The 20,572-nt window shown below is 66.3% G+C and carries 20 protein-coding genes; 6 read left to right on the top strand and 14 right to left on the bottom strand.

From position 1 onward, the window contains the following. Positions 1-159 precede the first annotated feature (159 nt). Together FHS48_RS14765 and FHS48_RS14760 are read right to left on the bottom strand one after the other, a co-directional pair. Complete coding sequence (locus FHS48_RS14765) at positions 160-630, bottom strand: Dps family protein (RefSeq protein ID WP_184264370.1); 471 nt, start codon at positions 628-630, stop codon at positions 160-162. Between the two features lie 148 nt (positions 631-778). Further along, positions 779-1,954 carry a cyclic nucleotide-binding domain-containing protein gene (locus tag FHS48_RS14760; RefSeq protein WP_184264368.1) on the bottom strand — a complete coding sequence of 392 codons (1,176 nt, stop codon included), beginning with the start codon at positions 1,952-1,954 and terminating at the stop codon, positions 779-781. A gap of 140 nt (positions 1,955-2,094) precedes the next feature. Here FHS48_RS14760 and FHS48_RS14755 point away from each other — a divergent pair, with 140 nt between their 5' ends. Next, positions 2,095-2,982 (top strand): class I SAM-dependent methyltransferase, encoded by an 888-nt coding sequence (locus tag FHS48_RS14755; RefSeq protein WP_184264366.1) that lies wholly within the window; start codon positions 2,095-2,097, stop codon positions 2,980-2,982. Between the two features lie 54 nt (positions 2,983-3,036). On the opposite strand, the gene FHS48_RS14750 is transcribed toward FHS48_RS14755, so the two are convergent. Both FHS48_RS14750 and FHS48_RS14745 read right to left on the bottom strand, forming a co-directional pair. Continuing rightward, positions 3,037-3,912: a prephenate dehydratase gene (locus FHS48_RS14750; protein ID WP_184264364.1), complete on the bottom strand. Its 876-nt coding sequence runs from the start codon at positions 3,910-3,912 to the stop codon at positions 3,037-3,039. 56 nt (positions 3,913-3,968) lie between these two features. Continuing rightward, on the bottom strand, positions 3,969-4,715 hold the full coding sequence (locus FHS48_RS14745; RefSeq protein WP_184264362.1) for a 3-deoxy-manno-octulosonate cytidylyltransferase: 747 nt from the start codon (positions 4,713-4,715) through the stop codon (positions 3,969-3,971). A gap of 139 nt (positions 4,716-4,854) precedes the next feature. Between FHS48_RS14745 and hisN the strand changes: the two genes are divergently transcribed. Then, positions 4,855-5,646: a histidinol-phosphatase gene (gene hisN / locus FHS48_RS14740; protein ID WP_184264360.1), complete on the top strand. Its 792-nt coding sequence runs from the start codon at positions 4,855-4,857 to the stop codon at positions 5,644-5,646. Between the two features lie 13 nt (positions 5,647-5,659). Here hisN and FHS48_RS14735 read toward each other — a convergent pair whose 3' ends face one another. The 7 genes from FHS48_RS14735 to FHS48_RS14705 form a co-directional block, all read right to left on the bottom strand. After that, on the bottom strand, positions 5,660-6,280 hold the full coding sequence (locus FHS48_RS14735; protein WP_184264358.1) for an ATP-binding protein: 621 nt from the start codon (positions 6,278-6,280) through the stop codon (positions 5,660-5,662). 111 nt (positions 6,281-6,391) lie between these two features. Then, entirely contained in the window at positions 6,392-6,697 is a 306-nt protein-coding gene (locus FHS48_RS14730) for an STAS domain-containing protein (protein WP_184264357.1), read from the bottom strand. 83 nt (positions 6,698-6,780) lie between these two features. Further along, positions 6,781-8,109, bottom strand: coding sequence for a globin-coupled sensor protein (locus FHS48_RS14725; protein WP_184264355.1), 1,329 nt, complete (start codon positions 8,107-8,109; stop codon positions 6,781-6,783). 53 nt (positions 8,110-8,162) lie between these two features. After that, entirely contained in the window at positions 8,163-9,722 is a 1,560-nt protein-coding gene (locus FHS48_RS14720; RefSeq protein WP_184264353.1) for a PP2C family protein-serine/threonine phosphatase, read from the bottom strand. 106 nt (positions 9,723-9,828) lie between these two features. Further along, positions 9,829-11,139 (bottom strand): glycerate kinase type-2 family protein, encoded by a 1,311-nt coding sequence (locus FHS48_RS14715; RefSeq protein WP_184264351.1) that lies wholly within the window; start codon positions 11,137-11,139, stop codon positions 9,829-9,831. 114 nt (positions 11,140-11,253) lie between these two features. Then, a complete protein-coding gene (gene polA, locus FHS48_RS14710) occupies positions 11,254-14,058 on the bottom strand; it encodes a DNA polymerase I (RefSeq protein WP_184264349.1) in 2,805 nt (934 codons plus the stop codon). Between the two features lie 225 nt (positions 14,059-14,283). Further along, positions 14,284-14,481: a zinc-finger domain-containing protein gene (locus tag FHS48_RS14705; protein ID WP_019645550.1), complete on the bottom strand. Its 198-nt coding sequence runs from the start codon at positions 14,479-14,481 to the stop codon at positions 14,284-14,286. A 121-nt stretch (positions 14,482-14,602) separates the two neighbouring features. Here FHS48_RS14705 and FHS48_RS14700 point away from each other — a divergent pair, with 121 nt between their 5' ends. Then, positions 14,603-15,559, top strand: coding sequence for an ABC transporter ATP-binding protein (locus FHS48_RS14700; RefSeq protein ID WP_184264347.1), 957 nt, complete (start codon positions 14,603-14,605; stop codon positions 15,557-15,559). 17 nt (positions 15,560-15,576) lie between these two features. Beyond that, positions 15,577-16,635 carry an alpha/beta hydrolase gene (locus FHS48_RS14695; RefSeq protein ID WP_311769149.1) on the top strand — a complete coding sequence of 353 codons (1,059 nt, stop codon included), beginning with the start codon at positions 15,577-15,579 and terminating at the stop codon, positions 16,633-16,635. Between the two features lie 22 nt (positions 16,636-16,657). On the opposite strand, the gene FHS48_RS14690 is transcribed toward FHS48_RS14695, so the two are convergent. Both FHS48_RS14690 and FHS48_RS14685 read right to left on the bottom strand, forming a co-directional pair. Further along, positions 16,658-16,972, bottom strand: coding sequence for a DUF1272 domain-containing protein (locus FHS48_RS14690; protein WP_184264346.1), 315 nt, complete (start codon positions 16,970-16,972; stop codon positions 16,658-16,660). Between the two features lie 96 nt (positions 16,973-17,068). Next, a complete protein-coding gene (locus tag FHS48_RS14685) occupies positions 17,069-17,977 on the bottom strand; it encodes a LysR family transcriptional regulator (protein ID WP_184264344.1) in 909 nt (302 codons plus the stop codon). A gap of 154 nt (positions 17,978-18,131) precedes the next feature. On the opposite strand from FHS48_RS14685, the gene wrbA reads away from it, so the two are divergent. Beyond that, the gene (gene wrbA / locus FHS48_RS14680; RefSeq protein WP_184264342.1) at positions 18,132-18,734 is read left to right on the top strand and encodes an NAD(P)H:quinone oxidoreductase; all 603 of its coding nucleotides are present in this window, start codon (positions 18,132-18,134) and stop codon (positions 18,732-18,734) included. A 133-nt stretch (positions 18,735-18,867) separates the two neighbouring features. Further along, on the top strand, positions 18,868-19,584 hold the full coding sequence (locus FHS48_RS14675; RefSeq protein ID WP_184264340.1) for a pirin family protein: 717 nt from the start codon (positions 18,868-18,870) through the stop codon (positions 19,582-19,584). A 78-nt stretch (positions 19,585-19,662) separates the two neighbouring features. On the opposite strand, the gene nadC is transcribed toward FHS48_RS14675, so the two are convergent. Then, positions 19,663-20,517, bottom strand: coding sequence for a carboxylating nicotinate-nucleotide diphosphorylase (gene nadC, locus FHS48_RS14670; protein WP_184264338.1), 855 nt, complete (start codon positions 20,515-20,517; stop codon positions 19,663-19,665). Positions 20,518-20,572 lie beyond the last annotated feature (55 nt).

The raw sequence follows: 20,572 nt of genomic DNA, 5'->3' as shown, positions 1-20,572 counted from the left end.
GTAGCTCTTGCCCATGATCCACCTCCAAGAAAGGTGAATCACAAAACAGGCCACATGGGAATCACTTTGATTCGGGTTTCAGGCTCGGCGCTCTAAGACAGAAACCCCCCGCCGGAGCGGATCCGGCGGGGGTTTTGCATCGGGCCTCGGGGGATATGATCAGCCGAGCATGGCGCGCAGCATCCACGCGGTCTTTTCATGCACCTGCATACGCTGGGTCAGCAGGTCGGCGGTCGGTTCGTCGTGGGCTTCGTCGGCCAGCGGGAAGATCGAGCGGGCGGTCCGGACCACCGCTTCCTGATCCTTCACCAGAGTGGCCAGCATCTCCTGCGCCGACGGCACGGTGTCGTCTTCCTTGATCACCGTCAGGGCGGCGAACTGGCGGTAGGAGCCCGGGGCCACCACGCCAAGGGCGCGGATGCGTTCAGCGATCAGATCGACCGCCAGCGACAGTTCGGTGTACTGCGTCTCGAACATGAGATGCAGGGTGTTGAACATCGGGCCGGTGACGTTCCAGTGGTAGTTATGGGTCTTCAGGTACAGGGTGTAGGTATCGGCCAGCAGGCGGGACAGACCTTCGGCGATCTTCTGGCGCTGGTCTTCGGCGATTCCGATATCGATGGCGGTCATGATGTACCCCTTCCTGATTTTTGAAGTCTCGGCAGAGCGGCTGTAACCCTGTGTCGTCTGCATGGGAAGACTTTGCCAAAAAAGCCCCAGACAGGCTAATGACTTCTGCCGGAACAAATCATCGGATAAATCGATTAAAAGTGCCTGTTCAGACCATGCTGGCCAGATCCAGCACCCCGGTCACCCACAGGCCGATCAGGATGTGGGACAGGCTGACCCCCAGCAGGGAGCCATGACGGGCATACATCCAGCCCCAGAACAGACCGGGCAGGAACACTGCCACCGCATAGCCGGTGCCCAGATGCTGATGACAGATCGAGAACACCGCGTTGGACAGCAGCACCGCCCGCAGCCCCACCGCCCGCCCGGCCAGCATCTTCTGAAGACTGCCCTGCAACAGGCCGCGGGCGATGAACTCCTGTACCGGCGACAGGACGGTGTAGAGGGCGTAGGCCAGCAGGGTGGCCTGCCAGCCTTCGGCGGACACCCACGGCTGAAACAGCGCCAGACCGGGGCGGGGGTACTCCAGCGCCAGCAGCAGCGCCTTGGCAGCGGTGACGGCAGCACAGAACACGGCGGTCCACAGCAGGCTGTCGGCGATTACCCAGCGCCAGCGGGTCAGGGTGAACCCAAAGGTGGCGGCCGAAAAACCGCTGAGGCGGGCTATCCCCGCCGCCCCGGCCGCCATCGCCAGCAGCAGCGGCGCGGAGATCAGAGTGGAGGAGGCCCCGGCCGCCGTAAGATAGCGCAGCAGACCCAACCCGGAGACATAGAGAAACAGCAGCAGGATGATGTTGCTGAACAGGGTACCGAAGGCCACCCGCATCCGGAATTCCTCCAGATGCCGCTGCATGGTTTCGGCGGCGATGGTGTTGACCCGGGCCAGCCGCTCCCCCAGTGCCGTGGCATGGCGGCGGGCCGACTGGGTCAACAGGTCGGTGCCGGTGGTCCGGCGCAGGTGGTCCAGCGCCGATTGCGGCAGCCGCCAGACATCGGCCGGGCCATCGGCATGGACCGAGGTGGAACGCGGTTCCTGTGTCAGCAGGCCGACCTCGCCGAAGCTGTCCCCGGCGGACAGCCGCCCGACCAGCATCGGCTGACCGCCCTGATCTTTGCTGACCACCGCCTGCCCCCGTATCAGCAGGTACAGGGCATCGGACGGGTCCCCTTCCCGCAGGATGCAGCCACCCGGCGGTATGGCAAGGCGTTCCAGCAGGGGCAGGACAGCGGAGCGGACCGCCGGAGGCAGGTCACGCAGCAGCAGGGGCAGGTCTGCTGACGGCGGAAGGGCTGATCTCGCCGCCGGTTGATCTTTCAGGGGCATGGCTTTGGCGTCACTCTGCGCACGGTTACGGTTACCGCAGTCACGGGGGCCGGAGGCCAGGATGGCAGGAGTGAAGCACCGCCAGCTTAGCACCTCTGGCCCGGTGACTGAAGAGGGTGAACCGGAGGCATGAACAGGCTGTGACGAGGACGGATCTGCATGACCGCGTGGCCCGCACCTATAACTCCGAGACCGGGCTGATCGCTGCCAAAAACCGGATGGTTCTGGACCGGCAGCGGCAGCGTTGGGCCGGGCGGAGCGATCCGCTGCGGGTGGCGGATCTGGGGGTTGGTGACGGGGCGCTGCTGGAGGCCCTGCGGGAGGCCCTGAGCCTTGCAGACGGTCCGCCGCTGGTCCTGACCGGGCTGGATATTTCCCCGGCCATGCTGTCTCTGGCGGCACAGCGGGTGCCGTTGATGCCGGTCCTGTCCTGTGCCAGCCGGGCGGCGGAGCATCTGCCGGTCCGGGGGTTTGATCTGGTTCTGGCCCATTTCATTCTGGCCTATGTCCGCCGCCGGGCCCTGCTGCGGCAGGCGGCGCGGCTGCTGGCCCCCGGCGGGGTGCTGTCGGTGGCGACCTCGACCAACGAAGGGGCGGAACCGCTGCTGGAGCAGATCGACAGCCTGTTCCGCCACAGCCGCAATCCGGTGCGCCGGGCGGTGGCCCGGGCCGCCGATCATGCCTTTGCCCGGTCCTCGGTTCCGGCCACCGGGGCGGATCTGGTGGAGGATGCCGCAGCCTGTGGCCTGCACCTGCTGCGCCGCGACCGCATGCGGCAGATCATCGTTTTCAACACGGCGGAGGAAGCCTACCGTTTCGCCATCGAGGACGGCTGGTGCGTCAACGTTCTGGCGGTACCGGGGCTGCCGCTGGCAATGGCACAGGTGCTGACCCGTGCCGGTCTGCGCCTGTTCCGCTACCCGTTCACCTTCACGCAGGTGATCGAGATGATGGAGTTTTCGGCAGACCCGGTTTCCGCCGACGTGCTGTCGGTCACCGCCCGGATGCCGGTGGCGGTCCCGGTCTGAAAAAATGGCCTGAAAAAAACCGGCGAAGCGGAGGGCTTCGCCGGTTATCTGCTGTTATTCCCCGGCGTCCAGTTTGGCGCGGGAGAGGAAGCGGTAGGGATGGGCCGGATAAACCCCAAGGATCCGCACCTCCCGCGAGAAGAAGTCCAGTTCCTCCAGCGCCAGCCGCACGGCGCGGTCATCGGGGTGGCCTTCCACTTCGGCGAAGAACTGGGTGGCCACGAACTGCCCGTCAATCTGATAGCTTTCCAGCTTGGTCATGTTGACGCCATTGGTGGAGAACCCGCCGAGCGCCTTGTACAGCGCCGCCGGAACGTTACGGACCTTGAACACGAAGCTGGTCACCACCGGGCCGCTCTTCGGGCCGGGATCCACCGCTTCCCGCGCCATGATGATGAAGCGGGTGGTGTTGTGGGCGGCATCCTCGATGTTGGCGCGCAGCGACACCAGACCGTAGGTTTCCGCCGCCAGTTCCGAGGCGATGGCGGCAATGTGGCGGTCGCCGCGTTCTGCCACTTCCCGGGCGCTGCCGGCGGTATCGGCGGCCACCACCGGGGTCAGCCCCAGTTCACGGAACAGCTTGCGGCACTGCCCCAGCGCGTGGACATGGCTGCGCACCTCGCGGATGTCCTCGATCTTGGTGCCCGGCAGCGCCAGCAGGTGGTGGTGCACCGGCTGGTAATGTTCGCCGATGATGTGCAGCCCGGAGCCCGGCAGCAGGTGGTGGATATCCGCCACCCGGCCCGCCACCGAGTTGTCGATCGGGATCATGCCATACTTGGCACGGCCTTCGCGGACGTTGGCGAAGGCGTCCTCAAACGAGGCACTGGGCAAGGCGGTAAACTCCGGAAACACCGCCCGGCAGGAGAGGTGGGAGTAAGCGCCGGGCATGCCCTGGAAGGCAATGGTGGTTTCCGGAGAGGTCGTCATTGCTGTCTCGTTGTCAGAGGGTTGAGAATCTGGGGGTTGAGAAAAATCTGTCCCCGTCAGGCCGACAGGATCTGCCGGGCCTTTTCAAGGTCCGCAGGAGTATCGACACCCAGCGGAACGGTGTCAACGCGCACACAGTCAAGGCGCATGCCGTTTTCCAGCGCCCGCAGCTGTTCCAGCTTTTCGCGCTGCTCCAGCGGGCTGGGGGGCAGGCTGACAAAGCGTTCCAGCGCGCTGCGGCGGTAGGCATAGAGGCCGATGTGGTGCCACAGCGGGCCATCCCCCCACGGGGCGGTGGCCCGGGTAAAATACAGCGCCCGGCCCTGCCGGTCGGTGCGGCTGAGGCCGGTCACCGCCTTCACCACGTTGGGGTTGGTGCGCTCTTCGGGCTCGGTGATTTCCGCCACCAGCGTTGCCAGATCAACAGCCGGATCCGCCAGCGGCTCCAGCGCCGCCCGCACCAGCGCCGGGTCCAGTGTCGGCAGGTCGCCCTGAACGTTGACGATCACGTCATGGCGGGCCTGCGGATCAAACCGCAGCACCGCCTGCCACACCCGGTCCGATCCCGAGGGCAGATCCGGATCGGTCAGCACCGCCTGCCCACCGGCGGCGGTGATGGCGTCGGCGATTTCCGGCTCGGCGCAGGCGACCAGCACCGGGCCGATTGCCGCCTCCATCGCCCGCCGCCACACCTGCACGATCATCGGTGCCCCGGCGATATCGGCCAGCGGTTTGCCGGGAAGGCGGGTTGACGCCATACGGGCGGGAATCACCACCAGCGGGGAAACGGACAGCGTAGACATGCCAGAGCCTTTTCAAGGGGGAGTGGCCAGAACAGGGCGCCCATTTAGCCCCGTCCACCCCCGGATCGTCAAAATGTTTATGGCCGGACAGGTCTGCCGGAGCCGGGGGCTTGCGGCCCGGGGCGGGGAAGGGTACAGCATGGGGATCATGACCGCGATTGCACTGCCTGACGGCACCCTTGACCTTGCTCACCGGCTGGCGGATGCGGCCGGTGGGGTCATCCGCCCCTATTTCCGCACCTTGGTGTCGGTTGACGACAAAGCCGACGAAAGCCCGGTGACGGTCGCCGACCGCGAGGCGGAAATGGCGATGCGCACCCTGCTGCTGGCCGAGCGCCCGGACGACGGTCTGGTCGGCGAGGAACACGGCACCGTCAACCCCGGTGCCGACTGGGTGTGGGTGCTGGATCCGATTGACGGCACCAAGTCCTTCATCACCGGCATGCCGACCTTCGGCACCCTGATTGCCCTGCTGTACAAGGGGGTGCCGGTGCTGGGCATCATCGACCAGCCGATTTCCGGCGAACGCTGGGTCGGGGTCAACGGTCAGCGCAGCACCCTGAATGGTCGGGAGATCTCGGTCCGCGACTGTGCCGGTCTGGGGCAGGCGGTGGCCTTCACCACCGATCCGGCGCTGTTTACCGGCGATGATGCGGCGGCCTGGGCGCGGCTGAACGGGGCGGTGAAGATGCGCCGCTATTCGGCGGACTGCTATGCCTATGGTCTGCTGGCCACCGGGTTTGTCGATGTGGTCTGTGAAGCCGGGATGAAGCTGTATGACTTTGCGGCGGTGGTGCCGGTGATTCAGGGGGCCGGGGGCATCATCACCGACTGGCAGGGCGGCCCGCTGGGGCAGATGTCTGACGGCCATATTCTGGCGGCCGGGGATGCCCGGACCCATGCGGAGGCGATGCTGCGCCTGAAGGGGTAAAGGCTGAAGGCTGTCAGGCGGGGGGCAGGGTCAGGGTCAGGATGCGGCCATCGGGGGTAAACACCGCATGGTCACATCCGGCCAGAATCAGCGCCCATCCGCCATGGGCCCGCTCCGGGCTCCGCCGTTCCTGTGGGGGCAGGGCGGCGGGATTAAATCCCGGCCCTTCATTGTGGATATGCAGCCGCAGCCCCTCTGCCGGATCTGCCGGAGCACAGACGACAACCGACAGCCGTCGCCGGGCATAGGCCGGATCGGCCAGCCGGGCGGAGATTGCATCCCCAAAAGAGACGAAATCGTTGAGTTCGTCCCGGCGGGGGGAGGGCAGTTCAAGATTGCCGTGAATCAGGGCATTGGCCACCGCCTCATGCAGGGCGGTGCGCAGGCGTGACACCATGTCCGCCGTGATCAGGCCCTGTCGCAGCATGGCCCCGGTGATGGCGGCGGAGACGTCATGCTCATAGGCGCTGAGGGTGTGCAGGCTCAGCGCCAGCAGAATCTCCTCCCCCGTGTGCCGCAGGCTGCCAAGCAGAGTGTCCAGAGCGTCGCCGTCGGGCGGCGGGCTTCCTGCCGGGCTGTCGATCAGGATCGGGAACTCCCCCCGGATGAACGCCCGGATGATGTCCGGTCTCACGGGGCCGTCATGGCAGAGGCATCCGGCACCGCCAGAGGGCGGGACCGGGCCTGAGGGGGCCTCCGGCTGTGCCGGGGCGGGGGGAAAGGAGGGGGCTGACACCGCCTTGCCTTACCCGCTGATCTCAAACAGGTCTTCAAACCGGGCGGTGGTGAAGGTTTCCCGCGCGTTGGCCGGTACGTTGGTCAGGGCGATCACCGCCTTGGCCTGCTGGGCCCGCTTGCGGGCGATCAGCAGCATGCCGAGGCCGGAGGAATCAATGTATTCCACCTGCTTCAGGTCAATCACATAGCGGGCGGCCGCCTCTGAGAACATATCTTCGATCAGGGTGCGGAACAGCCGCTGTTCCTGAAAGGTCAGCCGCCCTTTCAGGGAGGCGGTGCGGGTGTCGCCGGAGGAGGTGACGGTGTAATCCATGGAACTGGCCTTATGACACAGGGACGAACAGCCGGAGCCGGAGAGAGGGAGCCCGGAGACAGGCGGCCGGAGACTGGCAGGGGTCAGCCCGGCCCGTGTCCGGACTGGGTTTTAATGGCATCCAGAAAATCACGGGTCTGTGCCGACAGAATATCGGCGGTTTCCGACAGGTCATCCCCGGCCCAGACGATTTCAATCACGGTCCCGCAGGATTTCAGCGAGTCCTGTGTGATCGCCGCCACCAGGTCCGTTACATTCCCCAGATCCCCGGAAATGATCTGAACGCTCCCGTTTATTTCGTCAAGCGCGGCTTTCTGCTGGCTGACGGCGGTATTGATGTCCTGACTGTTGCGGGCAACGTCGGTCACCACCTGCGTGATGCTGTTGATGGACTGGGCGGCGCGGGCGACCTGAGTCTGGACCGAGCCGATCTGGCGGCGGATGTCATCGGTGGCGCGGGCGGTCTGGCTGGCGAGGTTTTTCACCTCGTTGGCGACAACGGCAAAGCCTTTGCCCGCCGCCCCGGCCCGGGCGGCCTCAATGGTGGCGTTCAGGGCCAGCAGGTTGGTCTGCCCGGCAATCTGGTTGATCAGATCGACCACCTTGCCGATGGCATCGGCGGCGGCGGTCAGCTCCTGCATCTGGCGGACGGTTTCCTCGGCGGAGGACAGGGCGTTGTGGGTGGCGGCGTCGGACCGTTCAATGGCGGCCACCACCTCGTTCTGGCTGGCGGACAGCTGCTCGGTGGCGGCGGCCACCGTTTCCACCCGGTCGGTCAGGTCCCGGCTGGCTCGGGCCACCCGCACCGTGCGGCCCGAGCCGGTATCCTGATGGGTGGCGGCATCGCTGGCATTACGGATGATGCTGCCCGCCTTGTCCAGCACCGCCCGGGTGCTGCTGGCCACCGAGTTTTCGAAGGTATCCGCCAGAGTGTCGAGGCGGCGCTGGTTGCGGTCCTTCTCGGCATCGAAGTAGGTGGAGACCGCCACTTCCATGTCAATGATGATGGCGCGGTTGACCAGTCCGATGGTGCGGATCAGCGTATCCCGCCCCCGGCGTCCGGCCCGGGCGAAGGCGGCGGCGAACAGTTCCTCGCTGAGGATGGCGTAGGATTCCATGTAAAACGACGGGCTGAGGCCGATCCGTTCGTGGGCCAGTCCGATCCGGCGGGCGCGCTCGAAATACTCCGGCGAGAAGCCCATGGTCAGCAGGCTTTTCCAGTGCTGTTTCTGGGCATCCTTCAGGCGCTGGAGGTTTCCGGCCCCGCTGAGGATGCGGGCGGCTTCCGGGGCGGTGCTGATCCGGTCATAGAACCGGTCGAGAATGCCCTGAAGATCATCGGCGATCAGGCCGTAAAAGGCCGACAACGCGGCAAGGTCCTGATCGGTGAAGTGAACGAGGGTCAGGCTCACGGTCATAAGGCTCCTCAGGGCGGCCCCGGGGACGGGGCAGGGCGGAGTAGTGGTCAGGGGTCGCGGTCCAGCGCCGCGACAAAGGCGGACAGTCCGGACATCGGCGGGGCTTCCGGCCGGGTGCCGGGAATGGTCAGGGCAATGATGGTCAGGTCGTCGGGCAGATCGGTTCCCAACATCTCCAGCGCCTGATCGAAGATCTCTCCGGCGATGTCAATTGCGGGGTCGGCGCTGCGGCGGACGGCGGCATCGCGCAGCCAGCTGCCGATCAGGCCGGTGGTCAGCACCGATCCGTCCTGGGCCGGGGTTTCGGTCAGGGCATCGGAATACAGCAGCAGGGTGGTGTCGGCTGTAATGTCCATCCGCACGCTGTCGTAGCGGGCTTCCTCGTCGATGCCCAGCGGCAGGCCGCGCACGGCGATGGTTTCCACCGTGTCGTCGCCATGGCGGTACAGCAGCGGCGGCGGCACCGCCGCCCCGGCCAGCTCCAGCGTATGGCCCGCCGGGTCATACAGGGCCAGTACGGCGGCGGCGAAGTGTCCTTCCGGCAGCACGCCGGTCAGATCGGTGGAGACATTGGCCAGCAGATGCGAGGCATTGACGACAAAATAGTCATCGCTGCGGCGGACCACGTCAGTCATCCGCAGGCCGTTCATCGCCGCCACCAGCCCGTGTCCGGTCATGTCGGCCAGCAGCAGGCCGATGCGGCCATCCCCGAGATCAACCGGCATCCAGAAGTCACCGGACAGTTCGGTGGAGGGCCGCAGCCGGTAGCTGAGGCTGAGGCCGGAACCGGAAATCAGACTGTTGACCTGCGCGGCGGTCGGCAGCAGGTCGGTCTGCACATCGCGGGCCATCTCGATTTCCTGCCGCAGCCGGGCGGTGAACAGGTCGATCTGTTCATCGGACTGTTCGCGGCGGCGGATTTCCTGTTCAAACCGCCGGATCAGCAGAATCACGCCGATGGCGGCCAGCAGGGTCAGCGCCACCAGCGGCAGGATCAGGGTATGCAGGGTGCCCAGCAGGTGGAACTGGCTTTCCACCTCATCGTTGTGGGTGCTGTCGTTGAGGGCGGTCAGGCTTTCCAGCCGGGCCAGCGCATTGACCATCGCCGTCTGGTCGGGGTTCAGCAGCGGCATCAGGTCGTCCCGCCGTGCTCCGGCCTCCTGAAGGGTTTTCACCGAGGCCAGCAGGACCTGATAGCGTTCCAGTCCGTCCTTGATCACCTGTAACAGGGGGCGTTCTTCCGCCGTGGCGGTTTCAACCCGGGTGGCGACCATATTGTGCAGGCGGCGCAGTGAGTGATCGGCGCGGTAGCGGGCGGTGTCATCGCCAGTGGCGGCATAGACCGCCAGATGCGACGACAGTCCGCCGAATCCCATCTCGATCCGCAGGTCGTGCAGCCAGCCCAGCTGTTCCTGCCGGTGATCCTGATAGTCCTGCCAGTTGCCGATGCTGGTGCGGACCAGTCCCTGAAGGTAAAATCCGGCAATGGCCGCCAGCAGGAACACCACCGTCACCACCCCGGTCACGGCATAGGCCGCCGCCATCCGGCTGCGGCGCGATCCGGTGCGGACGGCAGGCGTGGGGTGGGGGCTGGCCGGGTGCGTCATGGCCGTGCGGGCTCCCTGTGGGGCGGCGTCGCTGTGCGCGGTACCGGTGTCGGCGAACCTGCCGGACCGGATCCAGCCGCAGGTATCATTCGTATTGCTATGGGTTTTACCCGGAAGAGTCCTGACTTGTCACCACAATAGCACGGAAATCGTTGACGTTGGTGCGGGTCGGGCCGGTCAGCAGCAGATCGTTGAGGGCTGAAAAGAAACCGTAGCTGTCGTTGTTATCGAGGTAGGCCGACGCAGACAGGCCAAGGGCGGCGGCACGGGGCAGGGTGTCGGGGGTCAGGATTGCCCCGGCGTTGTCCTCCACGCCGTCGATGCCGTCGGTATCGGCTGCCAGCGCCCAGATGCCGGGGGCACCGTTCAGGGCCACCGCCAGCGCCAGCAGGAATTCAGCATTGCGCCCGCCGCGTCCGTCCCCCTTCAGGGTTACCGTGGTTTCGCCGCCGGACAGGATCACGCAGGGGGCCGGGGCCGGTTGCTCCTGTTCGCCAACCTGCCGGGCAATGGCGGCATGGGCCTTGGCGACGTCGCGGGCCTCACCTTCAAGGGCATCGCCAAGGATCACCGGGGTATAGCCGCGGCGGCGGGCGACGGCGGCGGCGGCATCCAGCGCATCCTGCGGAGTGGACAGCATGATGCCAGTATTGGTGGACAGGCGCGGGTCCCCCGGTTTCGGGCTTTCGCTGGCCGGGGACAGCAGATGCGCCCGCACGGCGGCGGGCACATCAATGCCGTAGCGGTCAAGGATGGCCAGCGCCTGTTCCCGGGTGGTCGGGTCACCAACGGTCGGGCCGCTGGCGATCACCGCCGGATCATCGCCGGGCACATCGGACACCATCAGTGTCAGCACCGGGGCCGGCCATGCCGCTGCTGCCAGCCGCCCGCCCTTGATCGCCGACAGATGTTTCCGCACACAGTTGATCTCATCGATGGTGGCGCCGCTGCGCAGCAGCGCCCGGTTGACCGTCTGTTTGTCCTGAAGGGTCAGGCCGGGGGCCGGCAGGGCCATCAGCGCCGATCCGCCGCCGGAGATCAGGCAGATCAGCAGATCGTCTTCCGCCAGTCCTTCCGCCAGTCCCAGAATCCGGGCGGCAGCCTGCTGGCTGGCGGTGTCGGGGTTGGGGTGCCCGGCCTCGATCACCCGGATCGCCCGGGTCGGTGCGCCGTGGGCATAGCGGGTGACCACCACCCCGGTGATGCCCCGGTCCGGGGCCCGGTCACGCAGCACCTCTTCCAGCGCTGCCGCCATCGCCGCAGCCCCTTTTCCGGCCCCGACCACCACCGTCCGGCCTTTCGGCAAGGGCGGCAGATGGGCGGCGATCTGCGCCGCCCCCGGTTTGGCTGCTGCCACCGCTGCGGCGAACATCTCTTCCAGAAGAATCCGTTCAGCCGGTTTCGGGGGGGGTGTCATGGTCAGGGGGCCTCGTACTGTCAGACGTTGGAACCGTATGCAAATCGGGTTCCTTTAACCTGCCGCAGAGACCCCGCCGAAGTATATAGGTAAGAAGGATTATTATTGGCGGTTTCAGTGTGCCTCGGCCCAGCTGGTGGCGGTTCCGGTTTCGGCAATCAGGGGCACCGACAGGATGGCCGCCTGTTCCATCACCCGTTTGACCACGGTGGCAGTGGCGTCAGCCTCGGTTTCCGGGGCTTCGAACACCAGTTCGTCATGCACCTGTAGCAGCATCCGCGCTGACAGCCCGGCTTCGTGCAGGGCGGCAGGCAGGGCGGCCATCGCCTTCTTGATGATATCCGCCGCCCCGCCCTGAATCGGGGCGTTGATGGCGGCCCGCTCGGCAAAGGCCCGCATCGCCGGGTTCTTGCCCTGAATTTCCGGGATGAAGCACTTGCGGCCCAGCGGCGTCAGCACATAGCCGTTGTCCCGCGCCTCGGCCTTGGTGCGCTCCATATAGGCCTTGATCTCGGGGAACCGGGCGAAATAGGCATCGATGAAGCCCTTGGCCTCGCCGTTGGAGATTCCCAGCTGGCGGGCCAGACCGAAGGCGGAAATGCCGTAGATGATGCCGAAGTTGATCGCCTTGGCGCGGCGGCGCAACATCGGGTCCATGCCGTCCACCGGCACCCCGAACACCTGCGCGGCGGTGATGGCATGAATGTCCTGCCCGTCGTGGAAAGCCTGCTTCAGGGCGGCGATGTCGGCGACATGGGCAACCAGCCGCAGTTCCACCTGCGAATAGTCGGCGGAGATCAGCACATGGCCCGGGGCGGCGACAAAGGCGCGGCGGATCTTACGGCCTTCCTCGGTGCGGATCGGGATGTTCTGGAGGTTGGGATCCGACGATGACAGACGCCCGGTGGTGGTGATGGTCTGGGCGAAGCTGGTATGCACCCGGCCGGTGCGCGGGTTGATCTGTTTGATCAGCGCATCGGTGTAGGTGCTCTTCAGCTTTTGCAGGGCGCGCCAGTCCAGCACCCTGGCGGGCAGAGCGTGGCCTTCGGCGGCCAGCGTCTCCAGCACTTCGGCATCGGTGGACCACGCCCCGGTCTTGGCGCTTTTCTTGCCGCCCTTCAGGCCCATGCGGTCGAACAGGATCTCGCCGAGCTGCTTCGGCGAGGCGACATTGAACTCCTCCCCGGCCAGCGTGCGGATCTCGGCTTCCAGATCGGTCATGCGGGCGGCAAAGTCCTCCGACAGCGCCAGCAGGGCGGCGGCATCGGCGCGGATTCCGGCCTCTTCCATGTCAAACAGCAGGCTGACCATCGGGCGGTCGAGGGTTTCGTAGACGGTCAGCATCCGTTCGTTGAACAGCCGCGCCTTCAGGTAATGGTGCAGGCGCAGGGTGATGTCGGCATCCTCGGCGGCATAGGCCAGTGCCTTGTCCAGCGGCACCCGGTCAAAGGTGATCTGGGTCTTGCCCTTGCCGCAGACGTCTTCGAACTTGATGGTGTCGTGGTCGAAATGCAGCCGGGCCAGTTCGTCCATGCCGTGGCCATGGCTGGCCCCGTCCAGCACGTAGGACATCACCATGGTGTCATCCAGCGGCGTCACCGTCAGGCCTTCCCGCGCCAGAATGTGCAGGTCGTATTTAATGTTGTGGCCGACTTTCAGGACGCTGCGGTCCGTCAGCAGATCCCGCAGCAGACCGGCAGCCTCTGCCACCGGTATCTGTGTCGGGGCTCCGGGGGCACCGCCCAGCAGGTCGCCCTGATCCTGCGGCGAGACATGACGCAGCGGAATGTAGCAGGCATGCCCCGGTGCGGTGGCCAGCGAGATGCCGACCAGCGTCGCCGTCATCGGATCAAGGCCGGTGGTCTCGGTATCAATCGCCACCACCCCGGCACTGTGGGCGGCGGCCACCCAGCGGCGCAGGCTGTCGGCATCCTGCACCAGCTCGTAAGCGGTGGCCGCCGGGGCGGTGGCGGTAACGGTCTGACCGCTGCGGCTGCCGCCGACGGTCAGGGCCTTGCCGGCATCCAGCGCCGTGGTCGCCTGCATCGGCTCCGACACCGCCGCCTGATGCCGTCCCCGGACGGTGACCAGCAGGCGGCGGAATTCCATCTCCTCCAGAAAGGCCGACAGGGTGTCGATTTCCGGCAGCGCCTTGGCGAAGGTCTCCAGCGGCTGCACCCCCGGCACGTCATCGCGCAGGGTCACCAGCTGGCGGGAAATGCGGGCGGCCTCGGCATTGTCGAGCAGGGTCTGGCGGCGCTTGGGCTGCTTGATCTCACCGGCCCGGGCCAGCAGGGTATCGAGGTCCCCGTAGTCCTCGATCAGCTGGGCGGCGGTTTTGATGCCGATGCCCGGCACCCCCGGCACGTTATCGGCGGAATCCCCGGCCAGCGCCTGTACATCCACGACCTTTTCCGGCGGCACCCCGAACTTCTCGATCACCCCGTCCCGGTTGATCGCCTTGTTCTTCATGGCGTCCCACAGCTCCACGCCATCGGTGACGAGCTGCATCAGATCCTTGTCGGAGGAGACGATGGTGACCTTCATGCCCTTCTCGCGGGCCTGCCGGGTGTAGGTGGCGATCAGGTCGTCGGCCTCGAACCCCTCCATTTCGACGCAGGCGACATTCAGGGCCTGCACCGCCTGCCGGATCAGCGGAAACTGCGGGATCAGGTCTTCCGGGGCCGGGGGGCGGTGGGCCTTGTATTCCGGGTACAGATCATTGCGGAAGGTCCGCCGCCCGGCGTCGAAGATCACCGCGATGTGGTCGGCGGTGTTGTCTTCCACCAGCTTCATCAGCATCGAGGTGAAGCCGGATACCGCATTGGTCGGGGTGCCGTCTGACCGGGTCAGCGGCGGCAGCGCGTGATAGGCCCGGAAGATGAACCCGGAGCCGTCGATCAGAAACAGATGCTGCATTTTTCAACCTTAACGCTGTACCGGCCTGATGCCGTACCGGGGGATCCTGTGTCAGGGCATGGCCTGATGCCCCACTCTGCCGGTCAGGCTCCGGGCTGTCAAACCGGAGCCCGGAAAAAGCGGGACAAAAGACGAACGGGGAGGACCGAAGCCTCCCCGTCAGATGATCGGCACCGCCCGGTGGGCCGGGGCAGGCCACTGTCTGTGGTATTGTCCGTCCGGTGGTCAGTGACCGCCGACGTGCGCCCCGGCCTTCAGGGCGAAGGTGCGCGAACAGTACGGACAGGTCACTTCATGGCTGTCCGGATCCAGGTGCAGGTACACCTTCGGGTGGCCCAGCGCCGGGGTGCCGCCGTCGCAGGACACTTCCATGGATTCAACTTCGACCCGATCGGTCACGTTATAGGTGGCGGTATGGGACATGGTGTCCTATCTCCCGATGACATTGACCCCGCAAACGCGCGGATGATACCCAGAACGCCGGGGCGATCAACGACCAAATACGGTACAGTCACTTCCCCCGCAGCAGGAGACCCCCGTTCCGATGGCACCGACCCAGACCCAGCCCGACAACGCGATCGAAATCCGGGGCCTGAACAAGCAGTACGCCCCGCGTGGCAGCCAGCCCGCCAAACAGGCCCTGAAGGACGTGTCGCTGTCGGTGCCGCGCGGCAGCTTCTTCGCCCTGCTTGGCCCCAACGGGGCGGGCAAATCGACCCTGATCAACATTATGGCCGGTCTGGTGCGTAAGAGCAGCGGCAGCGTGAAGATCTGGGACCGCGATCTGGACCGCGAGGAACGCGACGCCCGTCTGGCCATCGGCATCGTGCCGCAGGAACTGAATCTTGACCCGTTCTTCACCCCGCGTGAACTGCTGGAGGTGCAGGCCGGGCTGTATGGCGTGCCGAAGGCGGAGCGCCGCACCGATGAGATCCTTGCCACCGTCGGCCTGAGTGACAAGGCCGACTCCTACGCCCGCACCCTGTCCGGCGGCATGCGCCGCCGCCTGCTGGTGGCCAAGGCGATGGTCCATACCCCGCCGATTCTGGTCCTCGACGAACCCACCGCCGGGGTGGATATCGAACTGCGCCAGCAGCTGTGGACGCAGGTGAAGGCGATGAACCAGCGCGGTACCACCATCCTGCTGACCACCCATTATCTGGAAGAGGCGGAGGAACTGTGCGATCAGGTCGCCATCATCAACCACGGGCAGGTGGTGGCGCATGACACCACCGCCAACCTGCTGCGCAAGGTGGATGGCAAAACCCTGACTTTGACCGTGGCCCAGCCGTTGTCGGCCCTGCCGCCGGGGCTGGCGGTTTTTGACGCCACCCTCAACACCGCCCGCAACGCGCTGGTGTTCCACTACCGGCCATCGAAGACCAGCATTGCCGAAATTCTTGCTGCGGTGCAAAATGCGGGTCTGACCATTACCGATCTGTCGACCGAAGAGGCGGACCTACAGGATATTTTCCTGCAACTGACCCGGTCGGCGGCCTGACCGGCGGCGGCGGCCCCGTGCCTCTGCCCCCGGTGCTGAAGCGGGTGGTGCTGCTGCTGTCGGCGCTGGTGCTGGCAGCCTGCGCACCGTCCTTTCCTGAGCCGGGGGATGCCGTGACCGTTCCACATCTGACTGACACCGCCCTGATTGCCCGCGATGGCCGGGCCCTGCCGCTGCGGGGCTGGCTGCCGCCGGATCAGCCGCAGCCCCGGGCGGTAGTGCTGGCCCTGCACGGCTTCAACGATTATTCCAACGCCTTTGCCGAGGTTGGGGGCTGGCTGACCGATCTGGGGGTGGCCGTCTATGCCTTCGATCAGCGCGGTTTCGGGGCCAATCCCGATGCCGGGCGCTGGGCCGGGGCGGAGCAGATGGCGCAGGATGCCCGCGACGGGCTGGCGGCCCTGCATGCCCGCTGGCCGGATACGCGCCTGATTCTGATGGGCGAAAGCATGGGCGGTGCGGTGGCGGTGGTGGCGATGACCGGTGGCAAGGCCCTGCCGGTGGACGGGGTGATCCTGTCCGCCCCCGGCGTATTGGGCCGGAAAGCGCTGCCATGGTCGGCCCGGGCCGCCCTGGCGGTGATGGGCCGGATTGCCCCCGGCCTGACCATGGGCGGACGGGGCTTGAACCTGTGGCCGTCGGACAACCACCCGATGCTGGCGGCGCTGGCGCAGGACCCGTTGGTGCTGAAGGGGGCGCGGGTGGAGTCGCTGTATGGGGCCACCGATCTGATGGATCTGGCCCGGGATCGCCTGCCGCAGCTGCGCGGTCCGGTGCTGTGGCTCTACGGTGCCCATGACGAGATCGTGCCTGCCGAAGCCACCCTGACCGCTGCCCGGACGCTGGATGCGGCACAGGGGCAGCGGTTTGTGGTCTATCCGGACGGCTGGCACATGCTGACCCGTGACCGGGCGGCGGAGCGGGTTCTGCGCGATATCGGCCAGTGGGTGCTGGATCCGGTGCCGCCCCTGCCGTCCGGGCTGGAAACCGACCCGACCGATCCGGGGCTGATCCGCCGCTTCCGCCCGGAAGAGGAGAGCCGGAGCCTGTGGCCGTTCAGGCGGAAGTCGGGATAGACGTCGGGAGAACCGGCCTGCCTTACCGCTGATCGGGCGGCAGCAGCCGGATCCGGGCGCAGTGGGCGGCAATGTCGTCGGCGTGGAACGGGCTGTGTCGCCGGATCACGCTGGCCGGATGATGCAGGAGGCCAAGGTTTTTCCCGGCCCGCCACGCCTGCCGGGGCCGCACCGGGCGCGGGGTGAGGTTACCGCCGCAGGCCGGGCAGACGTTGTGCAGCACCGTTTCCACGCAGTCGGCGCAATAGGTGCATTCATAGGAACAGATCCGGGCGTCTGCCGACTCCGGTGGCAGGTCGCGGTCACACAGTTCGCAGTTGGGGCGCAGTTCCAGCATGGCAGGCTCCGGGATGGGGACGGGATGACCGTACATCCCATGGCCTGCGCTCCGGCGACAGGACAATGATCCCACCAATGTTGCCAGATCCGGGCCTTATGGTTCCCACGCCGGTTTTCCGGCGAATTTCTCGGCGAGGAAGTCGATGAACACCCGTACCTTGGCCGGAACAAAGCGGGTGTGGGCATGCACGGCAAACACCGAGGCCCGCTCATCCCGCCAGTCCGGCAGCACCGGCACCAGCCGCCCGGCCCGGATGTCATCCCCGGCCATGAACAGCGGCGAATAGGCGATTCCCTGTCCGGCCCGGGCGGCGGCAAGAATGATGTCCCCGTTGTTGGCCCGCATTTTCGGTTCGGCCACCCGCACGGCAATCTGCCGCCCGCCCGGGCCGGTCAGTTCCCACACGCCTTCGCGCTTCAGGTAGGTGTACAGCAGGCAATCGTGGTCGATCAGGTCTTCCGGGCGCTGTGGGGTGCCGCGCCGGGCCAGATAGTCCGGGCTGGCCACCAGACTGCGGGAATTGCAGCACAGCCGTTTGGCGATCAGGCTGGAATCGGTCAGCGTCGCAATGCGCACCACCACATCCACCCCTTCCTCCAGCACATCGACAAAGCGGTCAGACAGGCTGATTTCCGGGATCAGCTCCGGGTAGCGGTCCATGAACTCCGGCATCAGCGGCCCGATGTGCCGGACCCCGAAGGTCATCGGCACGTTGATGCGCAGGATGCCGCGCGGGGCGGCGGCGAGGGTGCCGATTTCGGTTTCCGCCTCCTCGGCTTCGGCCAGAATGCGCTGGGCCCGGGCATGAAACACCGCCCCGGCATCGGTCAGGGTCACCTGCCGGGTGGTGCGGTTGAGCAGGCGGACGCCCAGCCGGTCTTCCAGTGCCGCCACCTGCTTGCTGATCGCCGCCTTGGACAGGTTCAGCCGCCGTGCCGCCGCCGAAAACCCGCCTTCGTCCACCACCCGGACGAACACTTCCATCACTGACAGGCGATCCATGATGCCGGGTCCCCTCCCGCAGACTGTTTCCATATGGGAGACAATCTTATTCCCCCGAGCCGGATTGTCCAGACGCGGAACAGGCGTATCTTAGCCCCATCAGCTACCCCACCCCGCAGCGCCGATCCCGGCCCGCCGCACAGGAGACACTTCCATGGCCCGCGTTCTCGTCCTCTACTACTCCTCCTACGGTCACATCGAAACCATGGCCAAGGCCATTGCCGAAGGCGCCGCCAGCGTTGAGGGCACCACCGTTGATATCCGCCGCGTGCCGGAATTGGTGCCGGAAGAAATCGCCCAGAAGTCGGGCATCAAGCTGAATCAGGATGCCCCGGTTGCCACCGTCGAAGAGCTGGCCAGCTACGACGCCATCATCTTCGGCACCCCGACCCGCTTCGGCATGATGGCGGCGCAGATGCGCAACTTCCTCGATCAGACCGGCGGCCTGTGGTTCAACGGTAAGCTGATCGGTAAGGTTGGCAGCGTGTTCGTCTCCACCGCCACCCAGCATGGCGGTCAGGAAAGCACCCTGCTGTCGTTCCACACCACCCTGCTGCACCATGGCATGGTCATCGTCGGCCTGCCGTATTCCTTCCAGGGCCAGACCACTCTGTCCGAAGTGACCGGCGGCAGCCCGTATGGCGCCACCACGCTGGCCGGTGGCGACGGGTCCCGTCAGCCGTCCGCCAACGAACTGGATGGTGCCCGCTTCCAGGGCCGCCATGTAGCCGAAATCGCCACCAAGCTGCACGGTTAAGCCAGATCGGGCGCACCCCTGCCCCTGACCGGGGTGCGCCCGCTGTGTCCTGTGTTCCCCCCTGCCACCGGTCCGGGCCCCTGAACCGCCCGGTGGATCAGACTCCCCACCCCTTTTGACAGGAGAGGCCGCGATGCTCGACCTTCGTCCGTTTAACTCCCTTGGGCGTTTTGAGATCGACTGGCTCTCCGCCCGCTATCACTTCAGCTTTGCAAACTACCACGATGGCAGTCGCATGGGGCTGGGCCCGTTGCGGGTGTGGAATGATGACACCGTGCGCGCCGGGGGCGGCTTTGATCCCCACCCGCACCGCGACATGGAAATCATCACCTATGTCCGCAACGGCGCGATCACCCACCGCGATAACCTCGGCAGCCATGGCCGGGTGCCGAAGGGCAGCATTCAGGTGATGAGCGCCGGGACCGGGATTGTCCATTCCGAGTTCAATCTGGATCCCGATGACATGACCCTGTTTCAGATCTGGATCCATCCCAACCGCCGCGGCCTGACCCCGCGCTGGGAAATGCGCGACTTCCCCACCGATCCCGGCACCCTGCACACGCTGGCCTCCGGCCGCGAGGCCGATATTGCCGCCGGGGCGATCCCGATTGCGCAGGATGCCGCTGTTTTGGGCGGGGTTCTGCCGAAAGGCACCGCGTGGGTGACACCACTGCACGGCCGTGGGGCTTATCTGGTGCCGACCTACGGCAGTCTGACTGCCGAAGCCGGTGGCAAGACCGTCACCGTCAACGCCCGTGATGGCCTGCTGGTGCAGGGGGAAGCCGGACTGACCCTGACGGCACTGGAAGAGACCGAAGTCACTCTGGTTGATGTTGCACTGCCGGAATAAAAAGATATTGCTCCCCAGAACAGGACCGGGCGCGGAGGGTTTCCCTTCCGCGCCCGGTCTTTTGGTGATGGGGCTGTCTTACAGGCTGGTGAAGTCCAGCCCGACATCCAGCGTTTTGGCGCTGTGGGTCAGGAAGCCGAGGGAAATCAGGTCCACCCCGGTGGCGGCCACTTCGTTGACGTTATCCGGGGTGATGCCGCCGGAGGCCTCGGTGGTCAGGCGGCCCGCCACCATCGCCACCGCCTGCCGCAGCACCGGCGGCGGCATGTTGTCCAGCAGCACCGCATCGGCCCCGGTTTCCAGCGCCAGCAGTTCGGCGAGCTGTTCAAGGGTATCGACCTCGACCTCAACCTTCACCATGTGGCCGAGGCGGTCACGCACCCGGCGCACCGCTTCGGTGATCGATCCGGCAACCCCGATGTGGTTGTCCTTGATCAGCACGCCATCATCCAGCCCGAAGCGGTGATTGGTGCCGCCGCCGACGCGCACCGCCCACTTTTCCAGAATCCGCAGGCCCGGGGTGGTCTTGCGGGTGCAGGCAATGCGGGTGCCGTGCGGAGCAGCCTGATCAACGCAATGGCGGGTCAGGGTGGCGATGCCGGACAGGCGGCCCATCAGGTTCAGGGCAACCCGCTCCCCGGTCAGGATGCCCCGGGCCGGGCCGGAGACCTCGGCCACCACGGTTCCGGCGGCGATGGTGTCGCCGTCCTTGGCATGCAGGGTCACCTGCACCGTCGGATCGACCAGCGCGAACACCCGGCGCGCCAGCTCCAGACCGCAGACCACCCCGGCCTGCCGGAAGGTGAAGGCGCAGCGGGCGGTCAGCCCGTCCGGGGCAATGGCGTCGGTGGTGATATCCCCGGCGCGGCCCAGATCTTCCCGCAGGAAGCCTTCAAGCAGCGGGTCGACGATCAGGGCGTGCGGCATGCTCATTTGTCAGGGATCTCCTGAGTCGGATTGAAGAACGGATAACGGAATACGGAAACCG

The organism is Novispirillum itersonii (assembly GCF_014205675.1).
In the GTDB taxonomy this organism is placed as follows: domain Bacteria; phylum Pseudomonadota; class Alphaproteobacteria; order Rhodospirillales; family Rhodospirillaceae; genus Novispirillum; species Novispirillum itersonii_A.
This window is presented reverse-complemented; position numbering and strand designations above follow the sequence as displayed.